The following is a 20,548-nucleotide window of genomic DNA, read 5'->3' on the forward strand; positions in this document are numbered from 1 at the left end:
TTCACCAATCCGCCAGAACGGTCAGGCCGGCCCAGCTGACGAGGGGCGCGACGAGGACGAGGCCGAAGCCCCACTTCATGAGCTGCCGGTAGACGACGGCCTGTTTCTCCTCCGGCGCGTTGGCGACGACGATCGCGCCGTTGGTGGAGAAGGGGCTGGAGTCGACCACCGACGAGGAGATGGACAGGGCCGCGATCAGCCCGATCGCGCCCACCTGACCGGTCGCCAGGAGCGGGACGGCCAGCGGGATCAGGGCGCCCAGGATCCCGGTGGTGGAGGCGAAGGCCGAGACGACGGCGGCGATGTAGCAGATGAGCAGCGCGGCGAGCAGCGGCGCGTCCAGCCGCGAGATGGCGTCACCGAGGTAGTCGACGGTGCCGACGGTCTGCATGAGGCCGCTGTAGGTGACGATGCCGCAGACCAGCAGCACGATGCCCCAGCTGATCTGGCCGACGGCCTCCTTGGCGGGCGCGGGTGAGAGCAGCGTGAGCAGGACGGCCGCGGTCAGGGCCATCAGGCCGACGTCGAGGTCGAACACGAGGGCGCCGACCACCATGGCGGCCATGCTCACGAGGGTCACGACGCGGTCCCGGTCCAGCGCGAGGGTCTCGGTCTTCGGCAGGGCCTCGGTCACGACGCCGGTTCCCCCGCGTCCCGCGCCGGATCGCGGTGCGCCGGCGCCGCCGCCGGGTGCGGCCTCCACGACCTGGGCGGCGCGCCCCGCGCGCAGCAGCTTGCGGCCACCGAAGGCGAAGAAGACGCCGAGCCCCAGGAGCACGTTGAAGACGAGGTTGCTCAGGAAGAGTCCGGTGGCGTCGCCCGGGATGCCGCTGCGCGCGACGACACCGTTGGTGACCACGCCGAGGACACCGATCGGGGAGAAGTTCCCCGCCGCGGAGCCGTGGACCACCATGAGGCCCATGAGCAGCGGGTTGATCCCGTAGCGCGCCGCGAACACCATGCCGACCGGGGCGATGATCGCGACGGCGGCGGGGCTGACCGCGCCGAGCGCCACGAGTACGCCGCTGATCACGAACATGACCCAGGGGATGGCCGCCACCCTGCCGCCGACCGCGCGGACCGCGGCCTGGACCAGCCATTCGACGGTGCCGTTGTTCTTGGCCACGGCGAAGAGGTACGTGACGCCGACGAGGATGACGAACAGCTCGGCCGGGAAGCCGGCGAGCACCTCGGAGGTGTCCATCCCCAGCACGCCGACGCCGACCGCGAAGGCCGCGACGAAGGCCAGGGCGCCGAGGTTCACCGAACGGATCGTGCCGATCACGAAGATCGCCAGCAGCGCCGCGATGGATACAAGCTCTGGGGACAAAGGGGATCTCCTCGATCTCACGGATCCGGCTGCCTGACCGGCCCGGCCGTGCGGCTCACCGCGTCGTCCGAAGCGACGCTTCGAGATTCCGAATTTAACTTCGCATTTACGTAGTGCGGGATGCTAGGTCGGTAGAGGGATGCCGTCAAGAGAAGCCCGTATGCCGGGAACCGCTGGAGTCGACGCAGGCAGCACTTCGTGAAACCGAATAGTGTTTCGGAGACGGATGGACGACGCTGGCTGCCACGGCATCGACAGAGGGGGCACGCCATGAACCCGGCACGCATCGACCGGGCGCTGGTGATCCTGGGGTACCTGGCCCAGCACCAGGAGGGCTGCACGCTCAAGCGCCTGTGCGACGACCTCGCCCTGCCCATGAGCAGCGCGCACGACCTGCTGCAGGTGCTGGTCGAACTGGACGCGGTCAAGCTCCTCGGGCAGCGCACGTACGCCCTCGGGCCGCGCTCCGTGGTCCTCGCCCTCTCGATCGTGGACAGCGTCGACATCCGGCACGTCAGCCGGCCCTATCTGGTCGAGCTGTGCGAGGAGATCAACGAGAACACCTACCTCGCCGTGCGCAGCGGCAGCAGCGTCGTCTACGCGGACCGGCAGGAGGCGGGGCAGACCCTGTCCGTCGTCATGAAGCTCGGCGGGCCGCGCCCGCTGCACGGCTCGGCCGTCGGCAAGCTGATGGCCGCCTGCAATGCAGACCTCGAACAACGGGTCCTGCACGCACCCGAGTTGGAGAAGTTCACGCCGTACACGCTCGTGAACCGCGACCGGCTGCGGCACGAGTTCGAGGGCATCCGCGCGTCCGGCTACAGCGTCAGCGACGGAGAGAGCGTCGAGGGGATCCTGGGTGTGGCGACCCCGGTCGTCGACGCGTCCGGCGCCGTGAGCGCCGCGGTGCACGTCTCGGCGCCCCGGGGGCGACTGTCCCCGGACCGCCTGCCGTTCGTCGTCGCCGCGATGTCGCGGGCCGCCGCGCAGATCTCCCGGCAGCTCGGGGCGGCGCAGGACACGGTCACGTCCAGGTCCCTCGACGAGATCCGTGCCTTCGAGGAGAAGCGGGCCGACGCACGGCAGTGAAAGGGGCGGTGTCCAGCACGCTCTCCCCAGGTTCGCGTGTGGACACCGCCCTGTGGCCGCCCGCGCCGCTCAGCGGGACGGCCCCTGCACGCCCATCGCCCACTCGATGTGGTGCAGGTGTCCGGTGGTGCGGGCCTGTCAGTCGCCCGGGGGGAGCTCCGCCTCCCGTACCCGGCGATGCCTGCCGCTGCCCGGCAGTTCCAGGAGGGCGGGGTGCTCGTGGGCGCGTCGGCCGCGGTGGCGGCCGGCGCCGGTGGCGTCACCGGTCGGGTGCAACTGCGTGGCGGCCGGCAGGAAGGTGGTCTTGGGCATTTTGGAACTCCGGAAAAAACACTGTGGTCGAAGCGGTGAGCGCCGGAGCGGTGTGTGATCGGCTCGGCGCCATCGCGCTTGCATTGAACCTAACAGATGATTGATGGAGTTCAATGATTTTCAGAGTGTGATGGTTGCAACGTCAAAGACTGATCCGAGCCGGTCTTCGGTGATTCCCGCGCGCTCAGTCCGCGGTCGTCGCCGGGGTGCGACGGTAGACGCCGTGCCAGTAGCCGTTGGCCAGTTCGCGGGCCACGGCGGGGTCGTCGCCGCCGTCGCTGCCGGCCACCTGCTGGGCGATGACCTGGCCGCCGCCCTGGACGATGATGCGGGCGGTGAGTTCGGCGTCGATGTCCGCGGGCGTCCGGCCGGCCCGCTGTTCCTCCCGCAGCACGGCCACGACGTGGTCGACGAAGCGGCCCTGGTCGGCGGACCATGCCTCGCGCACCACCGGGTCGTACGCGGCCACCTCGTTGATCGCCGACAGCAGTCCCGCGTGCTCGCGGTAGTGGCGCAGGATCAGCTCGTAGGTGCGGGCCAGGCCGTCGACCCCGCCGCCCGGGGCGCAGGGCCACCAGGACGCGGCGATGGCGTGGCTCTCCGTCTTCAGCGAGCCCCCCAGCCGCAGCAGCAGGTCCACCTTGTCGCGGAAGTACAGGTAGAAGGTGGAGCGCGAGATCCCGGCGGCGTGCGCGATCTGCTCGACGCTGAGCTCGGTGAAGGTGGCACCGTCGCGCAGCAACTCGTCGATCGCCGAGAGGATCCGCCGCTCCAGGGCGGACCTCCGATCGGCCGCGCTGGAGCGTCGTCGCGTGGTGGAAGCCATGGACTCATCCTAGGGACCGCCCTGTCGGGGCCGAGTGCCCGGCGGCCCGCACGACTCGCGGGGAGCTTGGGGGCGTCCCGAGCCGTGGGCGTCCAGGAGGCCCGTGGGATGTCAGGGCCCGGCATTCCGAGGGGCGGCCGGGTCGACCCCGGATCGGCTCGCGGCGCGACCGGCCGGGAAGCGTGACGTCGGCGGGGTCCTGACATGGTTTCGCGGGCGCGGCCGAGGGCTGCGCCGGGCCGGCCCGGTCCTGAACGCGGTGCCGCGACCGGCGGTGCGATCTCGACCGAGGCGATCGACGTACCGTGCCGTGAGGGCATCGCGGATGCGCCGCGATCGCCGGGGTTCACCCCAGGGGCGCGCCCTCGGTGCCGACGACCACTGCATCGGCCTGCACGCCATGCCCCTGACCGGCACCAGGTCCGGGCCGGTCAGCCGCCCGCGATGTGCAGGACGGTGACGCCCGCGGCCACGACGGCCGCGGCGAAGGCCGGAGCGGCCGCGGCGAAGCCGTCCTTGACGCGCAGATGGGACGCCACCCCGCCGAGCAGCAGCACCACCAGGCCGGCGGCCGCCGCCACGCCCGCCCAGGTGGCGAAGAGGCCCACCAGCAGTCCGGTGGCCGCGGCGACCTCGGCCAGACCGACGAGGCGGAGCAGCCCGGTCGGCACCCGCAGATGCTCCGCCATGCCCCGGGTCCGCGGGGTGTCCGAGAGCTTGGGTGCGCCGGCGAAGGTCATGAAGGCCGCGAGCAAGCAGGACAGCAGTGCGGTGGCGAGGGACATCGGATTCTCCAGTCGTGCGTGTCCGCACGGCGAGGCCCGTGCGATGCGTTGATCCTCGCAAATAGTAGAGGCGCATCAATCATTTCGAAGTCGTGATGATTATCTCCTTGGTACTGTGAGGGCATGAGCGTGAATGAATCCGTGACCGACGCGGCCGGGGGAGATCCTCTGAACCGGCTCGGATTCCTGCTGGCGCGCAACGGGGCCATCGCGAACAGTCGCGTCCACCGGGCCTTCGAGTCCTGCGGCCTCGCGGCCCGGCCGGGCGCGGCGCTCATGCTGGTGGGGCGAACCGGCTTCATGGGTCAGCAGGCGCTGGCGACGGCCCTGGAGGTGGACCCCAGCATCATGGTCGGCATCCTGAACGAGCTGGAGTCGGCCCACCTCGTGGAGCGCCGGCGCGACCCCGCCGACCGTCGGCGCCACATCGTGGCCATCACCGAGGAGGGCCGCGGTCTCCTGTCCGAGGCCCAGGACGCCGTCGCCGAGGTCGAGCGCGGGCTGTTCGCCGACCTCTCCGCCGAGGAACTCACCACGCTCCGGGACCTGCTGGCCCGCGTCCGCAGCACTCCCGGTGACCCGGCCTGCGCCGAGGACTGATCGGCACTCCGCGCGTACGGACAGCGCGCGGGCGCCGTCACTCGGCGCAGGCCGGGTCGTCCGGAGGTGTCTCGATCCGGCGGAGCAGGCCCCGCAGGGTGGCGATCTCCTCGGGTGACAGGCGTCGGAAGAGATCCCGCTCCACCTCCGTCACGGCCTGATGGGTCTTGGCCATGAGGCAGTCGCCCTCGTCCGTGATGGCCACGATGTGACGCCGCCGGTCGGACCGGTCCCGCCGGCGCTCCACCAGGCCGGCGGCCTCCAGGTCGTTGAGGATGCCCACCATGACGCTCGCGTCGACGCCGAGCGCCGCGGCCAGCGCCTGCTGCCCCATGGAACGGGACCTGCCCAACAGGATCAGCGTCGTGCCCTGCCGGGGGGTCAGCCGGACGTCCTGGAGCGCGCGGCGGATCCGGTTGTCGGCCACGGCGCCGTGGCGCGCCAGGAGGAAACCGAGCCGTTGCAGGAGATCGCTCTCCCCGTCGTCGATCGGGCGCTCGTCCACAGTCACCTCGTGATGCTAACAAGCTTTCAATCATCGACCTGACTATACCGTTGAGATACATCCACTACTTCCTGGCCCGCGCTTGCGATGGACATCACGTTGGACACCATGTCCAATGCGACCTACGCTCCCTCTCGCCAGGCCGTCGCAGCGCTTGGCGTGAGCGAACGACCATGGAAGTGACATCAAGTGACTGCAGATGGGGTCCCCCGCCCGACGCTGCTCCTCGTGCACGGGGCGTGGCACGGCTCCTGGTGCTGGCGCCCGCTGACGGCGGCGCTGAACGCCCGCGGCCTTCGCACCCGCACGGTCGACCTGCCCAGCGCCGGACGGGAGGCCGGGGTCCAGGACGACGCGGGGGCGGTGCTGGAGGAGTTGCGGCGCGTCGACGGCCCGGCCGTGGTGATCGCCCACTCCTACGGGGGTGTCCCCGTCACCCAGGTCGCGGCGCAGGCCGGGAACGTCACGCGGATCGTCTACCTGGCGGCCTACCAACTCGACGTCGGCGAGAGCCTCCTCGGTTTCCACGGCGCCCCTGTGCCGTCCGAGCAGCGCGGCTTCCAGGCGGTACCGGACAACCCCGTACCGATGTTCTACGGAGACGTTCCCGAGGCCGAGGCGAAGGAGGCCGCCGGGCGTCTGGTGCCGCAGAGCACCAGGTCCTTCAGCGACAGCCTCACCCGGGCCGCCTGGCACACCGTCCCCTCGACGTATGTCGTCTGCGCGCACGACCAGGCGCTGCCGCCCGGACATCAGGAAGTGCTGGCGGCCAGGTCAGGAGCGGTCCACCGCATCGCGAGCGGCCACTCGCCCTTCCTGTCGATGCCCGCCGGACTGGGCGCACTGCTCGGGGAGATCGCGGATGCCTGACGACGCGACGACCGCATACGCGACGACCGCATACGCGACGACCGCATACGCGACGACCGCATACGCACCGGCTGGCATCGCACCGGCCGAGAACACACCGGCCGGCAACGCACCGGCCGACATCGCACCGGCCGACATCGCACCGGCCGACATCGCACCGGCCGAGAACACATCGGCCGAGAACACACCGACCGACGACGCGACGAACGACGACGCGACGACCGACCACGAGGAGTACATGGTGGGCACCACCGGACCTGAGGGCGCGACGAGCGTGCCCTCCATCGAGACCGCACGGGACGAACTGGTCGCCCGGGCCGCCGCCCTGCGGCCGCTGCTGCGGGAGTGCGCGGCGCGCGGGGACGCCGACCGGGCCGTGCCGAAGGAGGCCGTCGACGCCTTGGCGCAGGCCGGCGTCTTCCGGCTGCTGACGCCGCGGCGCTTCGGCGGCTACGAGACCGACCTGCGCACGCTCACGGAGGTGTCGGAGGCGCTCGGCGAGGGGGACGGCTCGGCGGCCTGGGTCGGGATGATCATCTCGGTGACGAACTGGCTGGCCTGCCTGTTCCCCGACCAGGCGCAGGAGGACGTGTTCGGCGCCGACCCCGACGCGCGGGTGACCGGAGTGGCCGCCCCGACGGGTGTCGGGGAACGGGTGCCCGGCGGCTGGCGGGTGACGGGCCGCTGGTCCTACAACTCGGGTGCGCCGTACGCGACCTGGGCGGCCGTCGGCGCGCTGCTGCGGGACGCGGACGGCTCGGTGCGGGACCAGGCCCTGGTGCTGATCCCGGCCTCGGAGCTCGTCGTCGAGGACACCTGGCGCATGGCGGGCATGCGCGGCACCGCCAGCAACACGCTGGTCGGACAGAACGTGTTCGTCCCCGGGCACCGGGTGCTGTCGGTGCCGGCGGCCGCGGAGGGCGTGTATCCCCGCTCCGACCGGGACGAGGCCCTGTACGGCGCGGCGTTCGGGCCGATGCTGCTGCTGTGCCTGGTCGGGCCGCTGCTCGGGCTCGGCAAGGCGGCGCTGGACACCGTCGTGGAGGCCGCGGGCACGAAGCCGCTCGCCTTCACCGTGCACGGCCGGCAGGCCGACTCCGTCGGCGTGCAGACCCAGGTCGCGCAGGCCGCGCTGCGGTGGGAGACCGCCCGGCTGCTCGCCTACCAGGCCGTCGACGAGGTCGACCGGGGTGCGGTCGGACCGCTGGAGTACGCCACGCGCGCGCACGTCCGGGCGCGCGCCGGCTACGCGGCCCAGCAGGTGGTCGAGGCCATCGACACGCTGCTCGACGTCCACGGCTCCTCGGCGTTCGCCGACGACGGCCCGCTCCAGCGCATCTGGCGCGACGCCCACACCGCGGCCCGCCACGCCGGCCTCGTCCCCGCCGTCGGCCTGGAGGTCTACGGCAAGAGCCTCCTCGGCGTCCAGGACCGCGTCAGCCTCATGGTCTGAGGCGTCGAGGCCGTGCACGCACGCGGGCCCTGGAGGAGACTGGACGGATGCAGGGCTCTGTGGCGAGTGAGAGCTGATCGTTATGTCTGCGTCGCACACCACCGGTCGCCCGGTTCACGACCCCGTGGTCCGGGAGCGGATCCACGTCATGGTCGACCAGCACGGCATGCTGGCGAGGTGGAGCCCCGCGGCCCAGAAGCTGCTCGGCTACCCGGAGGAGGCCGTACGGGGGCGTCCGGCCATGGACCTGCTGGAGGGCATGGCCGTCGAGGGGCTCCAGGCCCCCGCCGGTGAGGACTTCACCGTCACCCTGCGCCACCGCGACGGTGGGCTGGTGCGCTGCCGGCTGGCCGTCCGGCCGCAGCGCACCGACGTGCAGACCGGGTGGGACGTGCTGCTGGTCCCGGCAGATCCGGACGGCTTGGTCGAGCCGGGCACGACCACGCAGCGGAACGGAACCGCGGACCTGAGCCGGCTGGCGGATCCCGGCGGGTTCGCGCGGCTGGGGGACACCCCGGAACTGGAGCGGGCGCTTCTGGACATGCTCTTCACTCGTGCCCCCACGGGACTGTTCCTGCTCGACCCCGAACTGCGCCTGGTGCGGTTCAACCCCGCGGCCGAGGGCATGCAGGGCACCTCCGTGGAGGAGGCCCTGGGCAGGCGTCCGACGGAGGTGTGGTCCGGCTTCGGGGTGCAGTCGGTGGAGCGGGTCATGGCGGAGGTGCTCGCCACCGGTGAGCCGGCGGTGGGCGTCGAGAAGCGGGTGTACCCCCCGGGCGATCCCGAGCACGAGCACGTCTACTCCGCCTCCGTCTTCCGGATGGAGGACGCCGACGGCAGGGTCCTCGGCATCGCGGACGCCACCGTCGACGTCACCGACCGCCACCTCGCCCATCAGCGGCTGACGGTGCTGGCGCAGGCCAGCACCCGGATCGGTGCCACGCTCGACGCGCTGGACACGGCCCGGGGCCTGGCGGAGGTGTCGGTGCCGGTCGCGGCCGACAGCGTCGCGGTCGAGTTGCTGGAGAGGGTCCTCGCCGGCGAGGACCTGGAGGCGGGGCCCCTGCGGCCGGGCACCGTACTGCGCCGGGCGGCCGCCCGCTCCCGCGACGACGACCCCTCCGGGACGGCCGGTGTGCCCGAGGAGCCGCTGCCTCCCGTGGCCCCGGGCGAGGCCCTGGCATGTCTGGAGCCCACCCTCGTCGATCCCCTCTCCCCGCTCGGGCAGCAGGCGTTGCGGGGCATGAGGACGCCCGCGGGGACCGGGGAGGAGGTGCACTCGCTGATCGTCGCGCCGCTGGTCGCCCAGGACCGGGTGCTCGGGCTCGCGACCTTCTGCCGCTGGGGGGAGCGCCGGCCCTTCGGGGTGGACGACGTCGCCCTCGTCGGCCAGCTCACCCGGCGCACGGCCGAGAGCCTCGACAACGCCCGCCGGCACCTGAGCGAGCACAACTCCCTGGTCGCGTTGCAGCACGCGTTGCGCCCGGCCCGGCTTCCGCACCAGCAGGCGCTGGAGGTGGCGCACGCGTACGTGTCCGCCGGCTCCGGCGGGGACTGGGTCGACGTCGTGCCGCTCTCCGGGGCCAGGGTGGCCCTCGTGGCCGGCCGGGTGCCGGGGCGCGGCATCCAGTCGGCCGCCGCCGCGGGACGGCTGCGGGCCGCCATGCACACGCTGTCCGACCTGGACCTGGAACCGGACGAACTGCTCGCCCGGCTCGACGACATGGTGCGCGGGCCCGTCAGGGTGAGCGGCTCCGGCGACGACGACCGTGCGGCACCGGACGGAGCGAAGTGCGCCCACGGGCGGGAATGCGGGGCCACCTGCCTCTATCTGATCTACGACCCCCTGTCGCGGCGCTGCTCCGCGTCCAGCGCCGGCCACCCCTGGCCGGTGGTCGCGCTCGCGGACGGCACCGTCAGGAGGCTGGGGAACCCGGTCGGCGACACGCTGTGCTGCCCGGGGGCGCCGTTCGGCAGGGAGGACTTCGAGGTCCCCGAGGGCTCGACGCTGGTCCTGTACACCCCTGGTCTGTTCCAGGCGTTCCGGCGGGAGGAGCGGCGGGGGCCGCAGGAGCGGCCGGGACCGGTGGGGCCGTACGGGCCCCAAGGGCCGGACGAGCGGGGGCGGTTGCCCGAGGCCGCTTGCGAGGAGCGCGTGAGCGCGCTGCTCACCGACCCGCCGGGTCCCGTGCAGTCGACGTGCGCCTTGCTGACCGAGGCCCTGGTCCCGGCGCGGCCCCGGGACGACGCCGCCGTCCTGGTCGCGCGCACCCACGAACTGGACCCGGCGCATGTGGCCTCGTGGGACCTGCCGAGCGACCCGGCCACGGTCGCCAAGGCCCGCTCCCTGGCCACCCGGCAGCTCGCCGCGTGGGACATGGAGGAGGCGTCGTTCGTCACCGAACTGATCGTGAGTGAACTCGTCACCAACGCGATCCGGTACGGCAAGCCGCCCGTGACGCTCCGGCTCATCCGCAGCCACGTGCTGACCTGCGAGGTGTCCGACGGCAGCAGCACCTCCCCGCGGCTGCGGCACGCCCGTGCCACCGACGAAGGCGGTCGCGGGCTGCTCCTGGTCGCGCGGGCCTCGGACCGCTGGGGGACCCGCTACACCGACGACGGAAAGATCGTCTGGGTGGAGCAGAGCACCGACGGACAGCGCATCGACTGAGCGGACGAGGGCGTCACTCCGGCAGGTGCTGCTTGGCCCACTCGCCCAGCTCCTGGAGCGCGGGTTCGAGCGCCGCTCCCGCGGGGGTGAGGCGGTAGGAGACCCGCAGCGGCGGCCCCTCGTCGACCTGGCGGACGACGAGCCCCGCCGCGCCCAGTTCGCTCAGCCGGTCGGAGAGCATCCGCTCGCTGATGCCGGGAATCGCCCGGCACAGATCCGCGAAGTGCGCGGGCTGCCCGACGAGCACGGCCACGATCGGGCCGGTCCAGCGCTTTCCCAGCAGCTGGAACACCCGGGTGATGCCCGCGTCCACCCGCTTGCACGCCCCTGCGTCGTGGCTCTGCACGTCCGTCATGCCCCTCAGGGTACTACCCGCCTGTTGGGGGGTGAAAAAAAGTAAGCCCCCGTGTTATCAATAGCTACGTACGAGAAATCAGCCCCTGACGTATCGTCTCGGGCATTGCTCTTCTGGAGACACGCATGGCCACCCTGCTGCACATCGACTCGTCGGTCTTCCCGGGCGAGGCCTCCTCGTCCCGCACGGTCGCGGACGCCTTCCGCAAGGCCTGGCTGGAGCAGCACCCCGACGGCACGGTCGTCTACCGCGACCTCGCCGCGAACCCCGTCGCGCACATCACCGCCGACTCGCACACCGCGGGCTTCGCGGATCCGGACACCCACACCGGCGGGCAGGCCGCCGCCTTCGCCGAGCGGGTGAAGCTGATCGAGGAGGTGGAGCAGGCGGACGCCGTCCTGATCGGCGCGCCGATGTACAACTACTCGATCCCGTCCACCCTCAAGGCGTGGCTGGACAACGTGATCCTCTTCGGCCGCACCGTGGGCGAGAACCCCTCGGCCAAGGGCACCCCGGTCACCGTCGTCGCCAGCCGCGGCGGCTCCTACGCGCCGGGCACGCCGAAGGAGCCCTTCGAGTACGTCCAGAACTACCTGCGCGCGGTGCTCGGCGACACCCTCGCCCTGGAGGTGGACTTCATCGTCCCGGAGCTCACCATGGCTCCGCACAACCCGGCGATGCACCAGCTGATCCCCCTCTTCGAGGCGTCTCGCGACCGCGCCTTCGAGGAGGCGGCCTTCAAGGCCAAGCAGCTCGCCGAGCGCCTGGCCGCCTGAGCGGGCCCGCGGGCGAACCACCGGACCGGCGCGCAGCCTCCGACGGGCGCCGGTCCGGCTCCGAAGGCGCGCGGGCGGGCCGATGAGGCGATCCTGAAACGGGGGAGTCGTCCTGGAGGCAGCGATGGAAGTGAGCCGACTCGGCATGGTCGTGCACGGCGGGCGCACGGAGGCCGCGGACGCCGCCCGCGTGGTGCGTGCGTGGTGCGAGGAGCACGGCGTGCGCTGCACGGACATCGACGTCTGGCACGACGGCGGACGGCGCAGCGCCGGTGAGGAGGTCGCGGCCGCGGGCGATCCCGACCTCATCGTCACCCTCGGCGGCGACGGCACGTTCCTGCGCGGTGCCCGGCTCGCCGCGGAGCACGACGCCCTGGTCCTCGGCGTCAACGTGGGACGGCTGGGCTTCCTCACCGAGGTGCCGGTCGCCGGTGTGCGGGCGGCGCTGGACGCGGTGCGCGAGGACCGGCACCGGATCGACAGCCGCATGCTGCTCGCCCTGCGGGCCTCCCGTCGCCTGGAGGTGCCCACGGGGATGGAGGCCTGGGTGCGGTTCGGCCGCGGGCCCCTGCTGCCGCCGCCCCAGGTGCGCCCCGACTGCACGGTCGACCCGGAGTGGGGCATCCCGCTGGACGTCACCGCGCTCAACGACGTCGTCCTGGAGAAGCTGGCGAGGGACCGGCAGGTGTCGGTCGGCGTCTACGTGTCCGGCCGGCTCCTCGCGTCCTACTCCGCCGACGCGCTGCTGGTGGCCACGCCGACCGGCTCGACCGCCTACAGCTTCGCCGCGGGCGGCCCCGTCGTGTCACCCCGCGCCGAAGCGCTCGTCTTCACGCCGGTCGCCCCGCACATGGCCTTCAACCGCTCGGTCGTCACGGCCCCCGACGAGCCCGTCGGGCTCCGGGTCCTCGAACGGTCGGGCCCCGCCGCGGTCAGCATCGACGGCCAACTGCGGGGCGTGCTGGACCCCGGGGACTGGATCGGTGTGTACGCCGCCTCGCGCCGGCTGCGGGTCGTACGACTGGAGGCGATGGACTTCTACGGCCGGCTGCGGGAGCGCATGAACCTGACCGACGCCCCGGCCGCGGTGGCCGACGGCTCGCCGGCACCCCTGTGGTCGGTGACGAGCCCGCCACCCGGCGACCTCGACCACCTGGCACTGCTCACGCGCGCCGGCGGCACCGCGGCCCTGCGGTGACCCGCGTGGTGTCAACTCCCGCGCCTGCTGCGGGCATTGGCCTCGGCGACCAGGACGCGCAGCAGCTCGTCCCTGTCCAGGAGCCGGAGCTGCTCGGGCGCCACGTCCCACTCCCGTCCGCCCGCGAGCGGGCGCACCTGGACGTACGGGCCCTGGCGCCCCATGACCCGCCCGTACCGGTCCCGGCGCATGTCGTGGACGGCGTCCCCGACACCCGGCGCCCGGCGGTGGCCGAGCGCGGCGTCGGCGCCGGGGGATTCCTGGTTCTCGGGCGGTTCGGCAGACATGGGCGTCCTCGGTGTGATCGTTCCGTCGATCGGCTGAGCGGACCACGCGGCCTCGATTACGCTGCGTAGTCCGGGCGTGACGAGCATGCGCCCGGACGGGCCCGGTCACACCGTGGACGGGGCGCTCCTTCCCCGCCGCCCGGGGCCGGTTCCACACCTTCCACACCAGGAACGGAGCCAGCCGCATGCCACAGCGACGGGTCGTCACCGGTCGGAGCCAGGAGCCGCGGCAGCGTTTCGCGGAGGAGCTCCGCACCCTGCGGGCAGCGAGCGGGACGAGCCTGCGGCAGCTCGGCGAACGGCTCGGCTGGGACTGGTCGTTGTTCGGGAAGATGGAGAAGGGGGAGACGCTCGGCAGCCCCGAGGTGGTGCAGGCCCTCGACACCCACTACGGCACCCCCGGGCTGCTGCTGGCCCTGTGGGAACTCGCCGCCGGGGACCATACGCAGTTCCGCGAGCGCTATCGCCGGTACATGGCGCTGGAGTCGGAGGCGGTGAGCCTGTGGCACTTCGCGGTCAGCGTGCTGCCGGGGCTGTTGCAGACACCGGGTTACGCCCGGGAGGTGCTGGCCGCGGGCGGGTTGCGCGGCAGGGAGCTCGACCAGCAGGTCGACGCGCGGATGGGACGACGCGAACTGCTGGAGGGGGAGGACGCGCCCCCGTTCCGCACGATCCTCTCCGAGGCGGTGCTGCGCACTCCGTTGCGGGATGCGGGGGAGTGGCGGGGGCAGTTGGAGCACATCGTGGGGGTGGCGGAGCGCACGAACGTCACGATGCAGTTGCTCCCGCTGGACGCGGGGCTGCATGGCCTGATGAACGCGACGGTGATGTTCCTGCGGCTGACGAACGGACGTACGGTGGCCTACACGGAGAACGGCTACCGAGGCGATCTCATCGAGGAAAACACCGCCGTCGAGCGCTTGCAGCGTGCGTACGATGCCATGCGCGACTTGGCGCTGGCCCCGGTGGAATCGCGCAAGTTCGTCTTGGCCCTGTTGGAGGATGTGCCGTGCGACCCATCGACCTGACCGCCGCCTCCTGGCGCAGAAGTAGCCGCAGCAATCAGGACGGCGGTGAGTGCGTCGAGGTCAGTCACGACTTCGACGGCGTCGTCCCCGTGCGGGACAGCAAACTCCCGCACGGGGACGTGCTGGTGTTCCCGGCGCCCGGCTGGGCCGCCTTCCTCACCGGCGTCAAGAACGGTGGCCTCAGCCGCCGTTGACCTTCGCGGCGATGCGGTCGCCGATGTTCTTGTCGATGTTCCTCCAGTACTGGAGCGCGCGGTCCATGACCGGGCGGGACACACCTTGAAGCAGGTGGCCGCTGACGTTCGCGACCAGCCGGTCCCGGGCGGCGTCGTCGAGGACCTCGCGGACCTGGGTCCCTGCCTGACCCCAGTCGTCGTCCTCGGCGTGCAGCCTGGTCGCCTCGCGGACCAGCTCACCGGCCGTGTGCCAGCTCGCCGGGTCACCGAAGCGGCCGAAGTCCGCGGCGGGGCCGCCGTAGGAGTTCGGCGCGTACGGCATCGACGCCCGGGACGGCTCGTAGCGCATCGGGCCGTCCTTGGCGTACGAGTTCACCGGGGAGTGCGGGCGGTTCGGCGGGAGCTGCGCGTAGTTCGGGCCGATCCGGTACCGGTGGGTGTCCGGGTAGGAGAACAGGCGGCCCAGCAGCATCTTGTCCGGCGACGGGCCGATGCCCGGCACCATGTTGGACGGTTCGAACGCGGCCTGCTCGATGTGGACGAAGTAGTCCTCGGGGTTGGTGTCGAGGACCATCCGGCCGACGTCGATGAGCGGGTAGTCGCCGTGCGGCCACACCTTGGTGAGGTCGAACGGGTTGAACCGGTAGTCCGCCGCGTCCTCGAACGGCATGATCTGGACCTTCAGGGTCCAGCTCGGCGCGTTCCCGGACTCGATCGCTTCGAACAGGTCACGGCGGTGCTTGTCCGCGTCCGACCCGGCCAGCTCGTCGGCCTCCTCCTGGGTGAGGAAGTCGATGCCCTGGTCGGTCTTGAAGTGGTACTTCACCCAGAACCGCTCGCCGCCACCGTTGATCCACATGTAGGTGTGCGACGAGTAGCCGTTCATGTGGCGGTAGGTCTTCGGGATGCCCCGGTCGCCCATGAGCCAGGTCACCTGGTGCGCGGACTCGGGGGACAGGGTCCAGAAGTCCCACTGCATGTCGTTGCTGCGCAGCCCGGTCACCGGGTGGCGCTTCTGGGACCGGATGAAGTCCTGGAACTTGATCGTGTCGCGCACGAAGAAGACCGGCGTGTTGTTGCCGACCATGTCGTAGTTGCCCTGCTCGGTGTAGAACTTCAGGGCGAAGCCGCGCGGGTCGCGCCAGGTGTCCGGCGAACCCTGCTCACCTGCGACGGTCGAGAACCGGGCCAGCATCGGGGTGCGCTTCCCGGGCTGGAAGAGATCCGCCTTGGTGAACTGGCTGATGTCGTTCGTCACTTCGAAGAATCCGTACGCCCCGCTGCCCTTGGCGTGCACCACCCGCTCGGGGACCCGCTCCCGGTTGAACTGGGCCATTTTCTCGATCAGGTAGTGGTCCTGGAGCAGGATGGGACCGTCGGCACCCACGGTGAGCGAGTGTTCGTCGCTCTCCACCGGGATGCCGGAGTTGTTGGTGGTGTACGGGGCCGTCCGGGGCTCCTGAGTCATGAGCGTCCTCCGTCCTGAGGCGATGTCCAGGTCGCTTCGCTCACCCCAGCCAGTGAACTCCGCTGCCGTGACATCAGCAACTTTTGGACTGAATCCAAATCGAGCCTCGTTCCGGGGTGGCCCCGCACGCGTACCCCGTGCGGGGCCACCGACTCCGGCGAGGGGCGTCAGAGGGCGGTCGGGAAGCGGTCCCAGACGCGGTGCCGGGCGAGCAGCGGCGTGAGGCCGCTGAGGACGGCCGCGCCGTTGTCGGCGAGGACCACTCCCGGGGCACCGGCCGGGATGCCGGCGGCCTCCAGGACGACCTCGGCGTCCGCCCACCCGCCGACGGCCTTCGCGTGCCGGAACGCCTCCGAGACGAGAAGCAGGAGCCTCGGGTCCACCGGGGCGCCCGGCCGGGCCTGCTCGCCGGCCTTGGCGTCCCGGGCGCCGAAGGCGTCGCCGCCCAGAGCGGGCACCCCGGCCAGGACGAGGGCGTCGAACTCGACGGACCGGGCCGTCGCCAGGGTCCGCTGCACCGTGATCGCGTCGTCGCCCGTGCCGAGCTTCCCGCCGGCCGGTGCGATGACCAGCGGCACCATGCCGGCGTCCAGGACGGCCTCGCGCAGCGTGCGCACCCCGTCGGCGTCGGTCGCGCCGTCGGCGACGATGCCGATGATCCTTCCGTCGGCGGGCCATTCCTGACCGATCTGGGACAGCGCCGGGCTGGGCCGCACGTCCACGGGCGACTCGGTGGGCTCCGGGGCGGGCAGACCGAGGCCCTCGGCGACCTGGGCGCACAGCTCGGAGTCGATGTGGGCGAGCGCGCGCAGCTGCCGTTCCTTGATGGCGTTGCTCCAGCACTTGCCGAGCTCGAAGGTGTAGGCGGCGACGATGTGCTCGCGTTCCACCGCGGACATGCTCAGCCAGAACAGCCGGGGCTGGCTGAAGTGATCGGCGAAACTGGCCGGCGCCTCACGGACCTTGCGGGCGGCCGGCACCTCGACGGGTGTCTCGACGAAGGCTCCGGTGTCGGCCCCGGCGAAGAACGGGCAGCCACCGTCCAGCGAGTTCGGCTTGTAGGGCGCCACCCCGCTGTGCACGGCCTGTTGGTGGAAGCCGTCCCGCAGCATGTCGTTGACCGGCGCGTGCGGCCGGTTGATCGGGATCTGGCTGAAGTTGGGGCCGGCCAGGCGCGTGATCTGGGTGTCCAGGTACGAGAAGAGCCGGCCGGCCAGCAGCGGGTCGTCGGTGACGTCGATGCCGGGCACCAGGTGGCCGACGTGGAAGGCGACCTGCTCGGTCTCGGCGAAGAAGTTGCTGGGATTGCGATTGAGCGTGAGGAGGCCGACGGGCTGCACCGGGGCCAGCTCCTCCGGGACGATCTTGGTCGGGTCGAGCAGGTCGATGCCCTCGAAGGTCTGCTCCGGGGTGTCCGGGAAGACCTGCAGGCCCAGCTCCCACTGCGGGAACGCGCCGGCCTCGATGGCGTCGGCGAGGTCGCGGCGGTGGAAGTCGGGATCGACACCGCCGGCGATCTGGGCTTCCTCCCACACCAGGGAGTGCACGCCGAGCTTCGGCTTCCAGTGGAACTTCACCAGTGACGTCCCGCCCTCGGCGTCCACGAGCCGGAAGGTGTGGACGCCGAAGCCCTCCATGGTCCGGTACGAACGCGGGATGCCGCGGTCCGACATGTTCCACATGGTGTGGTGCTGGGCCTCGGTGTGCAGCGAGACGAAGTCCCAGAAGGTGTCGTGCGCGCTCTGCGCCTGCGGGATCTCACGGTCGGGATGGGGCTTTCCGGCATGGATGACGTCGGGGAACTTGATCGCGTCCTGGATGAAGAAGACCGGGATGTTGTTGCCGACGAGGTCGAAGACGCCCTCCTCGGTGTAGAACTTGGTGGCGAATCCGCGGGTGTCGCGGACCGTGTCGGCGGAGCCGCGTGATCCGAGCACCGTGGAGAACCGCACGAACACGGGAGTCTCGCTGCCCTTGCGCAGGAAGGCCGCGCGGGTGACGTTCTCGGCCGTGCCGTAGGCCTGGAACACTCCGTGGGCCGCGCTGCCGCGGGCGTGGACCACGCGCTCGGGGATGCGCTCGTGGTCGAAGTGCATGATCTTCTCGCGCAGGTGGTGGTCCTGGAGCAGGACCGGTCCGCGCGCACCCGACTTGAGCGAGTGGTCGGTGTCGTACAGGCGGGTGCCCTGGGCGGTGGTCAGGTACGGACCGCTCTGTGCCTTGCGGGTGGGCTCCGCGCCGGTCGGCTGACCGGTGGGGCTGACGGTCTCCGGGGTGCCCTGGTCGGGCTTCGGCGGCAGAGGCTCGCGCGGCTCGACCGGCTCCTCCACCGGGACCGGTTCCGGCGACGGCGCGCCGGGAACGCCCTCGGCGGGCCCGTCACCGCCCAGAGCGTCGGTCAGCCTTTCGGCTGCGGCCTTCAGAGGGTTGGAGTGGGACATGGTTCCTCCGGATTCGCTGGAACTGGCGAGGACTCTCCGTGTTCGGCCGCATGTGGCCAGGATCGCCCAGGTACCCCTCGCCACCATTCGGAACCCAACGCTCCGACAGGCGGGACAGGAGCGCTCATCCCTCGACCCCCGTGGCGCCGTGCGGGGCGCCGACCGGTTTGGACTCCGGTGAGCCGCGCTGTCTGAGGAAGACGGCGAACACGGCCATGGAGGCGACGGCCAGCAGCTCGGACTGCCAGTTCTGAAGGGTGCGGCTCCAGAAGTCCGCGCAGGACAGGTAGGCGTCCCAGCCGATGGGGGCCTGGAGCCGGCGCAGCTGCTGTTCGTTGTAGGCGGCCACGCCCGTGACCGACTGGGTCAGCCAGGACAGCAGGAAGATGCCGCCCATCACGAGGCCCAGCGAGCGCGAGTAGACGACCCCGCGCCAGTCCGTCGCCGCGGCCCAGCGGGGGGAGTCGTCCTTGGCGTGTTCGCCGACCATCTGCTCCTCGTCGGACTCGATGCCGGCCTTGCCCAGCTCCTTCGACTCCGGTGAGCCGCGTTGCAGCAACCAGACGGTGGCGAAGATGTAGAGGAAGAACTGCAGGTACTCCGACTGCCAGTTCTCCGTCACGTCGACGGCGAAGTCCGACGAGGTCAGGTAGGCGCCGATGCCGACCGGCGCCATGCCGTCGGCGACCAACTGATTGTTGAAGTCGGCGTGGCCCGCCACGGCCTGCCCCACCAGGGCGAGCAGGAAACCGGTCAGGAAGAAGAGGCCGAGTCCGTTGTGGCGCACAAAACGCCTCATGCGAAGCGATGCGTCACTCACCGTCGCATCAACCCCACCGCCATGAAGTAGGCGAGGCCTACGACGATCACGAGCAGCGTTCCGGCGAACAGCGTCCTCATGACCCTCATCCGCCCTTGATCTCGCACTGGTACGGCTGCCGCGGGCGCGGCGCGCATCCGGCGGCCGTCACCTTCCACCCGGTGGGGAAGTGGGCGAGGAAGACGGTGTCGTGCTCCAGCACGACCCGGGCTTGATCGCCGTACACGTCGACGCCACGTACGGCCCCGGCCACCGGGAGGTCCAGCCCGTCGACGGCCCGCTCGCACCGGCGTTCGGCCGACTGTTCCAGTTCCTCCCTGGTGGCGGGGGCGAGAGCGGCGCAGAGTCGTGCGCGCTGCCCGGCGTCGAGGGCCCCCTCGAACCTGCGGACCTCCTGGGTGACCGCGTCGCTCCGCTCGGAGAGCGAGCCGCAGGCACTGATCGGGACCAGGGTCACCACCGTCGCGACGCCTGCCCGAAACCATGACCCCGACATGCTGCCTCCACGCGCCCGCGGGACGAGTAGCGCCTGGTCGCGAACCTGTCGAGGCGGCTACCCGCACATCGCATCGCCTTCCTCTCCGGCCCGCAACCGGAAGGACGCCGGGTGGTCGACCGTTCAGGGGGCGTGGCGCCGCGCGGTGTCGTCGGCGTCGCCGCCCGCGCCGAGCAGGCCGGTCGGCTCGAAGGGCTCCTCCACCTCCAGGCGGGGCAGACGCCGCCGGGACAGGCGCATGACGAGCGGCGGCAGCGCGGCGCGTACGGGCTGCAGCAGCCGGAGCCAGGGCGGCGCGTAGACGGCCGTACGGCGGTGCTCCACGCCGTGGACGACCCGTTCGGCGACCGCTTGCGCGCTGTGGACGCGCCGCGCGGGCGGCGGCATGTGCAGGCGCAGTTCCCGCAGTACGGCGTACCGGTCGGCGTCGTGCACCATGTCGGTGTCGATCCAGTTCAGGTAGGCGATGCCGACGCTGACACCGTGGTGGGCCACCTCGGCCCGCAGGCTGTGGCAGAAGGCCTCGACGCCGGACTTGGAGGCGCAGTAGGCGCTCATCAGCGGGGCCGCCCCGAGCGAGGCGAGCGACGCGACCTGGCAGAGGTGACCGGCGGTGGCCATCAGATCGGGCAGGAAGGCACGGGCGGTGTACGCGCTGCCCGTGAGGTTCACGTCGACGACGCGGCGCCAGGTCGCCGGGTCCGACGAGAGGAAGGGGCCGCCCTCGGCGACACCGGCGTTCGCGATCACGGCGGAGGCCGGTCCCAGGCGGGCCCGTACGGTGTCCGCGGCGGATTCGAGCGCCGCGAGGTCGGTGATGTCGGCCTCCAGGGCGAGCGCCGGGGTGGGCAGGCTCGCCGCGACCGCCTCGAGCGCGGGCAGTTCGTGCCCGAGCAGGGCCACCCGGGCGCCGCGTCCGGCCACCTCGCGGGCCAGCGCGGCGCCGAGGCCGCGGGCGGCCCCGGTGACCACGACCGTGCGGTTGCCGAGCGGACTGCTGTTCATCGGCACAACCTCCTCACCGGCCCCGGCGCGCGCCGACGCCCCCGGGAACCACTTCCC

At 71.8% G+C, this 20,548-nt stretch carries 21 protein-coding genes; 9 read left to right on the top strand and 12 right to left on the bottom strand.

Annotated elements, in window-relative coordinates; genetic code table 11:
* Position 1 precedes the first annotated feature (1 nt).
* The gene (locus tag ACZ7LV_RS12465; RefSeq protein WP_471938515.1) at positions 2-1,330 is read right to left on the bottom strand and encodes an SLC13 family permease; all 1,329 of its coding nucleotides are present in this window, start codon (positions 1,328-1,330) and stop codon (positions 2-4) included.
* Between the two features lie 270 nt (positions 1,331-1,600).
* Between ACZ7LV_RS12465 and ACZ7LV_RS12470 the strand changes: the two genes are divergently transcribed.
* Positions 1,601-2,419 carry an IclR family transcriptional regulator gene (locus ACZ7LV_RS12470; protein ID WP_471938517.1) on the top strand — a complete coding sequence of 273 codons (819 nt, stop codon included), beginning with the start codon at positions 1,601-1,603 and terminating at the stop codon, positions 2,417-2,419.
* A gap of 138 nt (positions 2,420-2,557) precedes the next feature.
* On the opposite strand, the gene ACZ7LV_RS12475 is transcribed toward ACZ7LV_RS12470, so the two are convergent.
* The 3 genes from ACZ7LV_RS12475 to ACZ7LV_RS12485 all read right to left on the bottom strand — a co-directional run bounded on the left by ACZ7LV_RS12475 (position 2,558) and on the right by ACZ7LV_RS12485 (position 4,342).
* Positions 2,558-2,731: a hypothetical protein gene (locus tag ACZ7LV_RS12475; RefSeq protein ID WP_471938519.1), complete on the bottom strand. Its 174-nt coding sequence runs from the start codon at positions 2,729-2,731 to the stop codon at positions 2,558-2,560.
* Positions 2,732-2,915: 184 nt separating this feature from the next.
* On the bottom strand, positions 2,916-3,557 hold the full coding sequence (locus ACZ7LV_RS12480) for a TetR/AcrR family transcriptional regulator (protein WP_471938521.1): 642 nt from the start codon (positions 3,555-3,557) through the stop codon (positions 2,916-2,918).
* A gap of 431 nt (positions 3,558-3,988) precedes the next feature.
* A complete protein-coding gene (locus ACZ7LV_RS12485) occupies positions 3,989-4,342 on the bottom strand; it encodes a DoxX family protein (protein WP_471938523.1) in 354 nt (117 codons plus the stop codon).
* 123 nt (positions 4,343-4,465) lie between these two features.
* Between ACZ7LV_RS12485 and ACZ7LV_RS12490 the strand changes: the two genes are divergently transcribed.
* Positions 4,466-4,942, top strand: coding sequence for a MarR family winged helix-turn-helix transcriptional regulator (locus ACZ7LV_RS12490; RefSeq protein ID WP_471938525.1), 477 nt, complete (start codon positions 4,466-4,468; stop codon positions 4,940-4,942).
* A gap of 37 nt (positions 4,943-4,979) precedes the next feature.
* Here the strand turns inward: ACZ7LV_RS12490 and ACZ7LV_RS12495 are convergent, their stop codons facing one another.
* A complete protein-coding gene (locus ACZ7LV_RS12495) occupies positions 4,980-5,453 on the bottom strand; it encodes a MarR family winged helix-turn-helix transcriptional regulator (RefSeq protein ID WP_471938527.1) in 474 nt (157 codons plus the stop codon).
* A 183-nt stretch (positions 5,454-5,636) separates the two neighbouring features.
* Between ACZ7LV_RS12495 and ACZ7LV_RS12500 the strand changes: the two genes are divergently transcribed.
* From ACZ7LV_RS12500 to ACZ7LV_RS12510, 3 genes are all read left to right on the top strand, one after another.
* Positions 5,637-6,317 (top strand): alpha/beta fold hydrolase, encoded by a 681-nt coding sequence (locus ACZ7LV_RS12500; protein ID WP_471938529.1) that lies wholly within the window; start codon positions 5,637-5,639, stop codon positions 6,315-6,317.
* Entirely contained in the window at positions 6,310-7,770 is a 1,461-nt protein-coding gene (locus tag ACZ7LV_RS12505) for an acyl-CoA dehydrogenase family protein (RefSeq protein ID WP_471938531.1), read from the top strand. Before ACZ7LV_RS12500 ends, ACZ7LV_RS12505 begins: the two co-directional genes overlap by 8 nt.
* Before the next feature lie 82 nt (positions 7,771-7,852).
* Positions 7,853-10,441 (top strand): SpoIIE family protein phosphatase, encoded by a 2,589-nt coding sequence (locus ACZ7LV_RS12510; RefSeq protein ID WP_471938533.1) that lies wholly within the window; start codon positions 7,853-7,855, stop codon positions 10,439-10,441.
* A 13-nt stretch (positions 10,442-10,454) separates the two neighbouring features.
* On the opposite strand, the gene ACZ7LV_RS12515 is transcribed toward ACZ7LV_RS12510, so the two are convergent.
* Entirely contained in the window at positions 10,455-10,796 is a 342-nt protein-coding gene (locus ACZ7LV_RS12515) for a winged helix-turn-helix transcriptional regulator (RefSeq protein WP_471938535.1), read from the bottom strand.
* A 125-nt stretch (positions 10,797-10,921) separates the two neighbouring features.
* Here ACZ7LV_RS12515 and ACZ7LV_RS12520 point away from each other — a divergent pair, with 125 nt between their 5' ends.
* Together ACZ7LV_RS12520 and ACZ7LV_RS12525 are read left to right on the top strand one after the other, a co-directional pair.
* Positions 10,922-11,572, top strand: coding sequence for an FMN-dependent NADH-azoreductase (locus tag ACZ7LV_RS12520; protein WP_471938537.1), 651 nt, complete (start codon positions 10,922-10,924; stop codon positions 11,570-11,572).
* Positions 11,573-11,696: 124 nt separating this feature from the next.
* Positions 11,697-12,770, top strand: a complete 1,074-nt coding sequence (locus ACZ7LV_RS12525) for an NAD(+)/NADH kinase (protein WP_471938539.1) — start codon at positions 11,697-11,699, stop codon at positions 12,768-12,770.
* Between the two features lie 11 nt (positions 12,771-12,781).
* Here the strand turns inward: ACZ7LV_RS12525 and ACZ7LV_RS12530 are convergent, their stop codons facing one another.
* Positions 12,782-13,057, bottom strand: coding sequence for a hypothetical protein (locus ACZ7LV_RS12530; protein WP_471938541.1), 276 nt, complete (start codon positions 13,055-13,057; stop codon positions 12,782-12,784).
* A 185-nt stretch (positions 13,058-13,242) separates the two neighbouring features.
* Between ACZ7LV_RS12530 and ACZ7LV_RS12535 the strand changes: the two genes are divergently transcribed.
* Together ACZ7LV_RS12535 and ACZ7LV_RS12540 are read left to right on the top strand one after the other, a co-directional pair.
* Positions 13,243-14,085, top strand: coding sequence for a helix-turn-helix domain-containing protein (locus ACZ7LV_RS12535; protein ID WP_471938543.1), 843 nt, complete (start codon positions 13,243-13,245; stop codon positions 14,083-14,085).
* Entirely contained in the window at positions 14,067-14,279 is a 213-nt protein-coding gene (locus tag ACZ7LV_RS12540; RefSeq protein ID WP_471938545.1) for a DUF397 domain-containing protein, read from the top strand. The genes ACZ7LV_RS12535 and ACZ7LV_RS12540 overlap by 19 nt, the downstream gene beginning before the upstream one ends.
* On the opposite strand, the gene ACZ7LV_RS12545 is transcribed toward ACZ7LV_RS12540, so the two are convergent.
* From ACZ7LV_RS12545 to ACZ7LV_RS12565, 5 genes are all read right to left on the bottom strand, one after another.
* Positions 14,266-15,729 carry a catalase gene (locus tag ACZ7LV_RS12545; RefSeq protein WP_471938547.1) on the bottom strand — a complete coding sequence of 488 codons (1,464 nt, stop codon included), beginning with the start codon at positions 15,727-15,729 and terminating at the stop codon, positions 14,266-14,268. The genes ACZ7LV_RS12540 and ACZ7LV_RS12545 overlap by 14 nt on opposite strands.
* Before the next feature lie 167 nt (positions 15,730-15,896).
* Positions 15,897-18,170, bottom strand: coding sequence for a catalase (locus ACZ7LV_RS12550; protein ID WP_471938549.1), 2,274 nt, complete (start codon positions 18,168-18,170; stop codon positions 15,897-15,899).
* A 124-nt stretch (positions 18,171-18,294) separates the two neighbouring features.
* On the bottom strand, positions 18,295-18,969 hold the full coding sequence (locus tag ACZ7LV_RS12555) for a DUF6766 family protein (RefSeq protein WP_471938551.1): 675 nt from the start codon (positions 18,967-18,969) through the stop codon (positions 18,295-18,297).
* A gap of 106 nt (positions 18,970-19,075) precedes the next feature.
* Entirely contained in the window at positions 19,076-19,486 is a 411-nt protein-coding gene (locus ACZ7LV_RS12560; protein WP_471938553.1) for a hypothetical protein, read from the bottom strand.
* A gap of 123 nt (positions 19,487-19,609) precedes the next feature.
* Entirely contained in the window at positions 19,610-20,491 is an 882-nt protein-coding gene (locus tag ACZ7LV_RS12565; protein ID WP_471938555.1) for an SDR family oxidoreductase, read from the bottom strand.
* Positions 20,492-20,548: the final 57 nt, after the last annotated feature.

This window comes from Streptomyces sp. NPDC107562, from assembly GCF_055657325.1.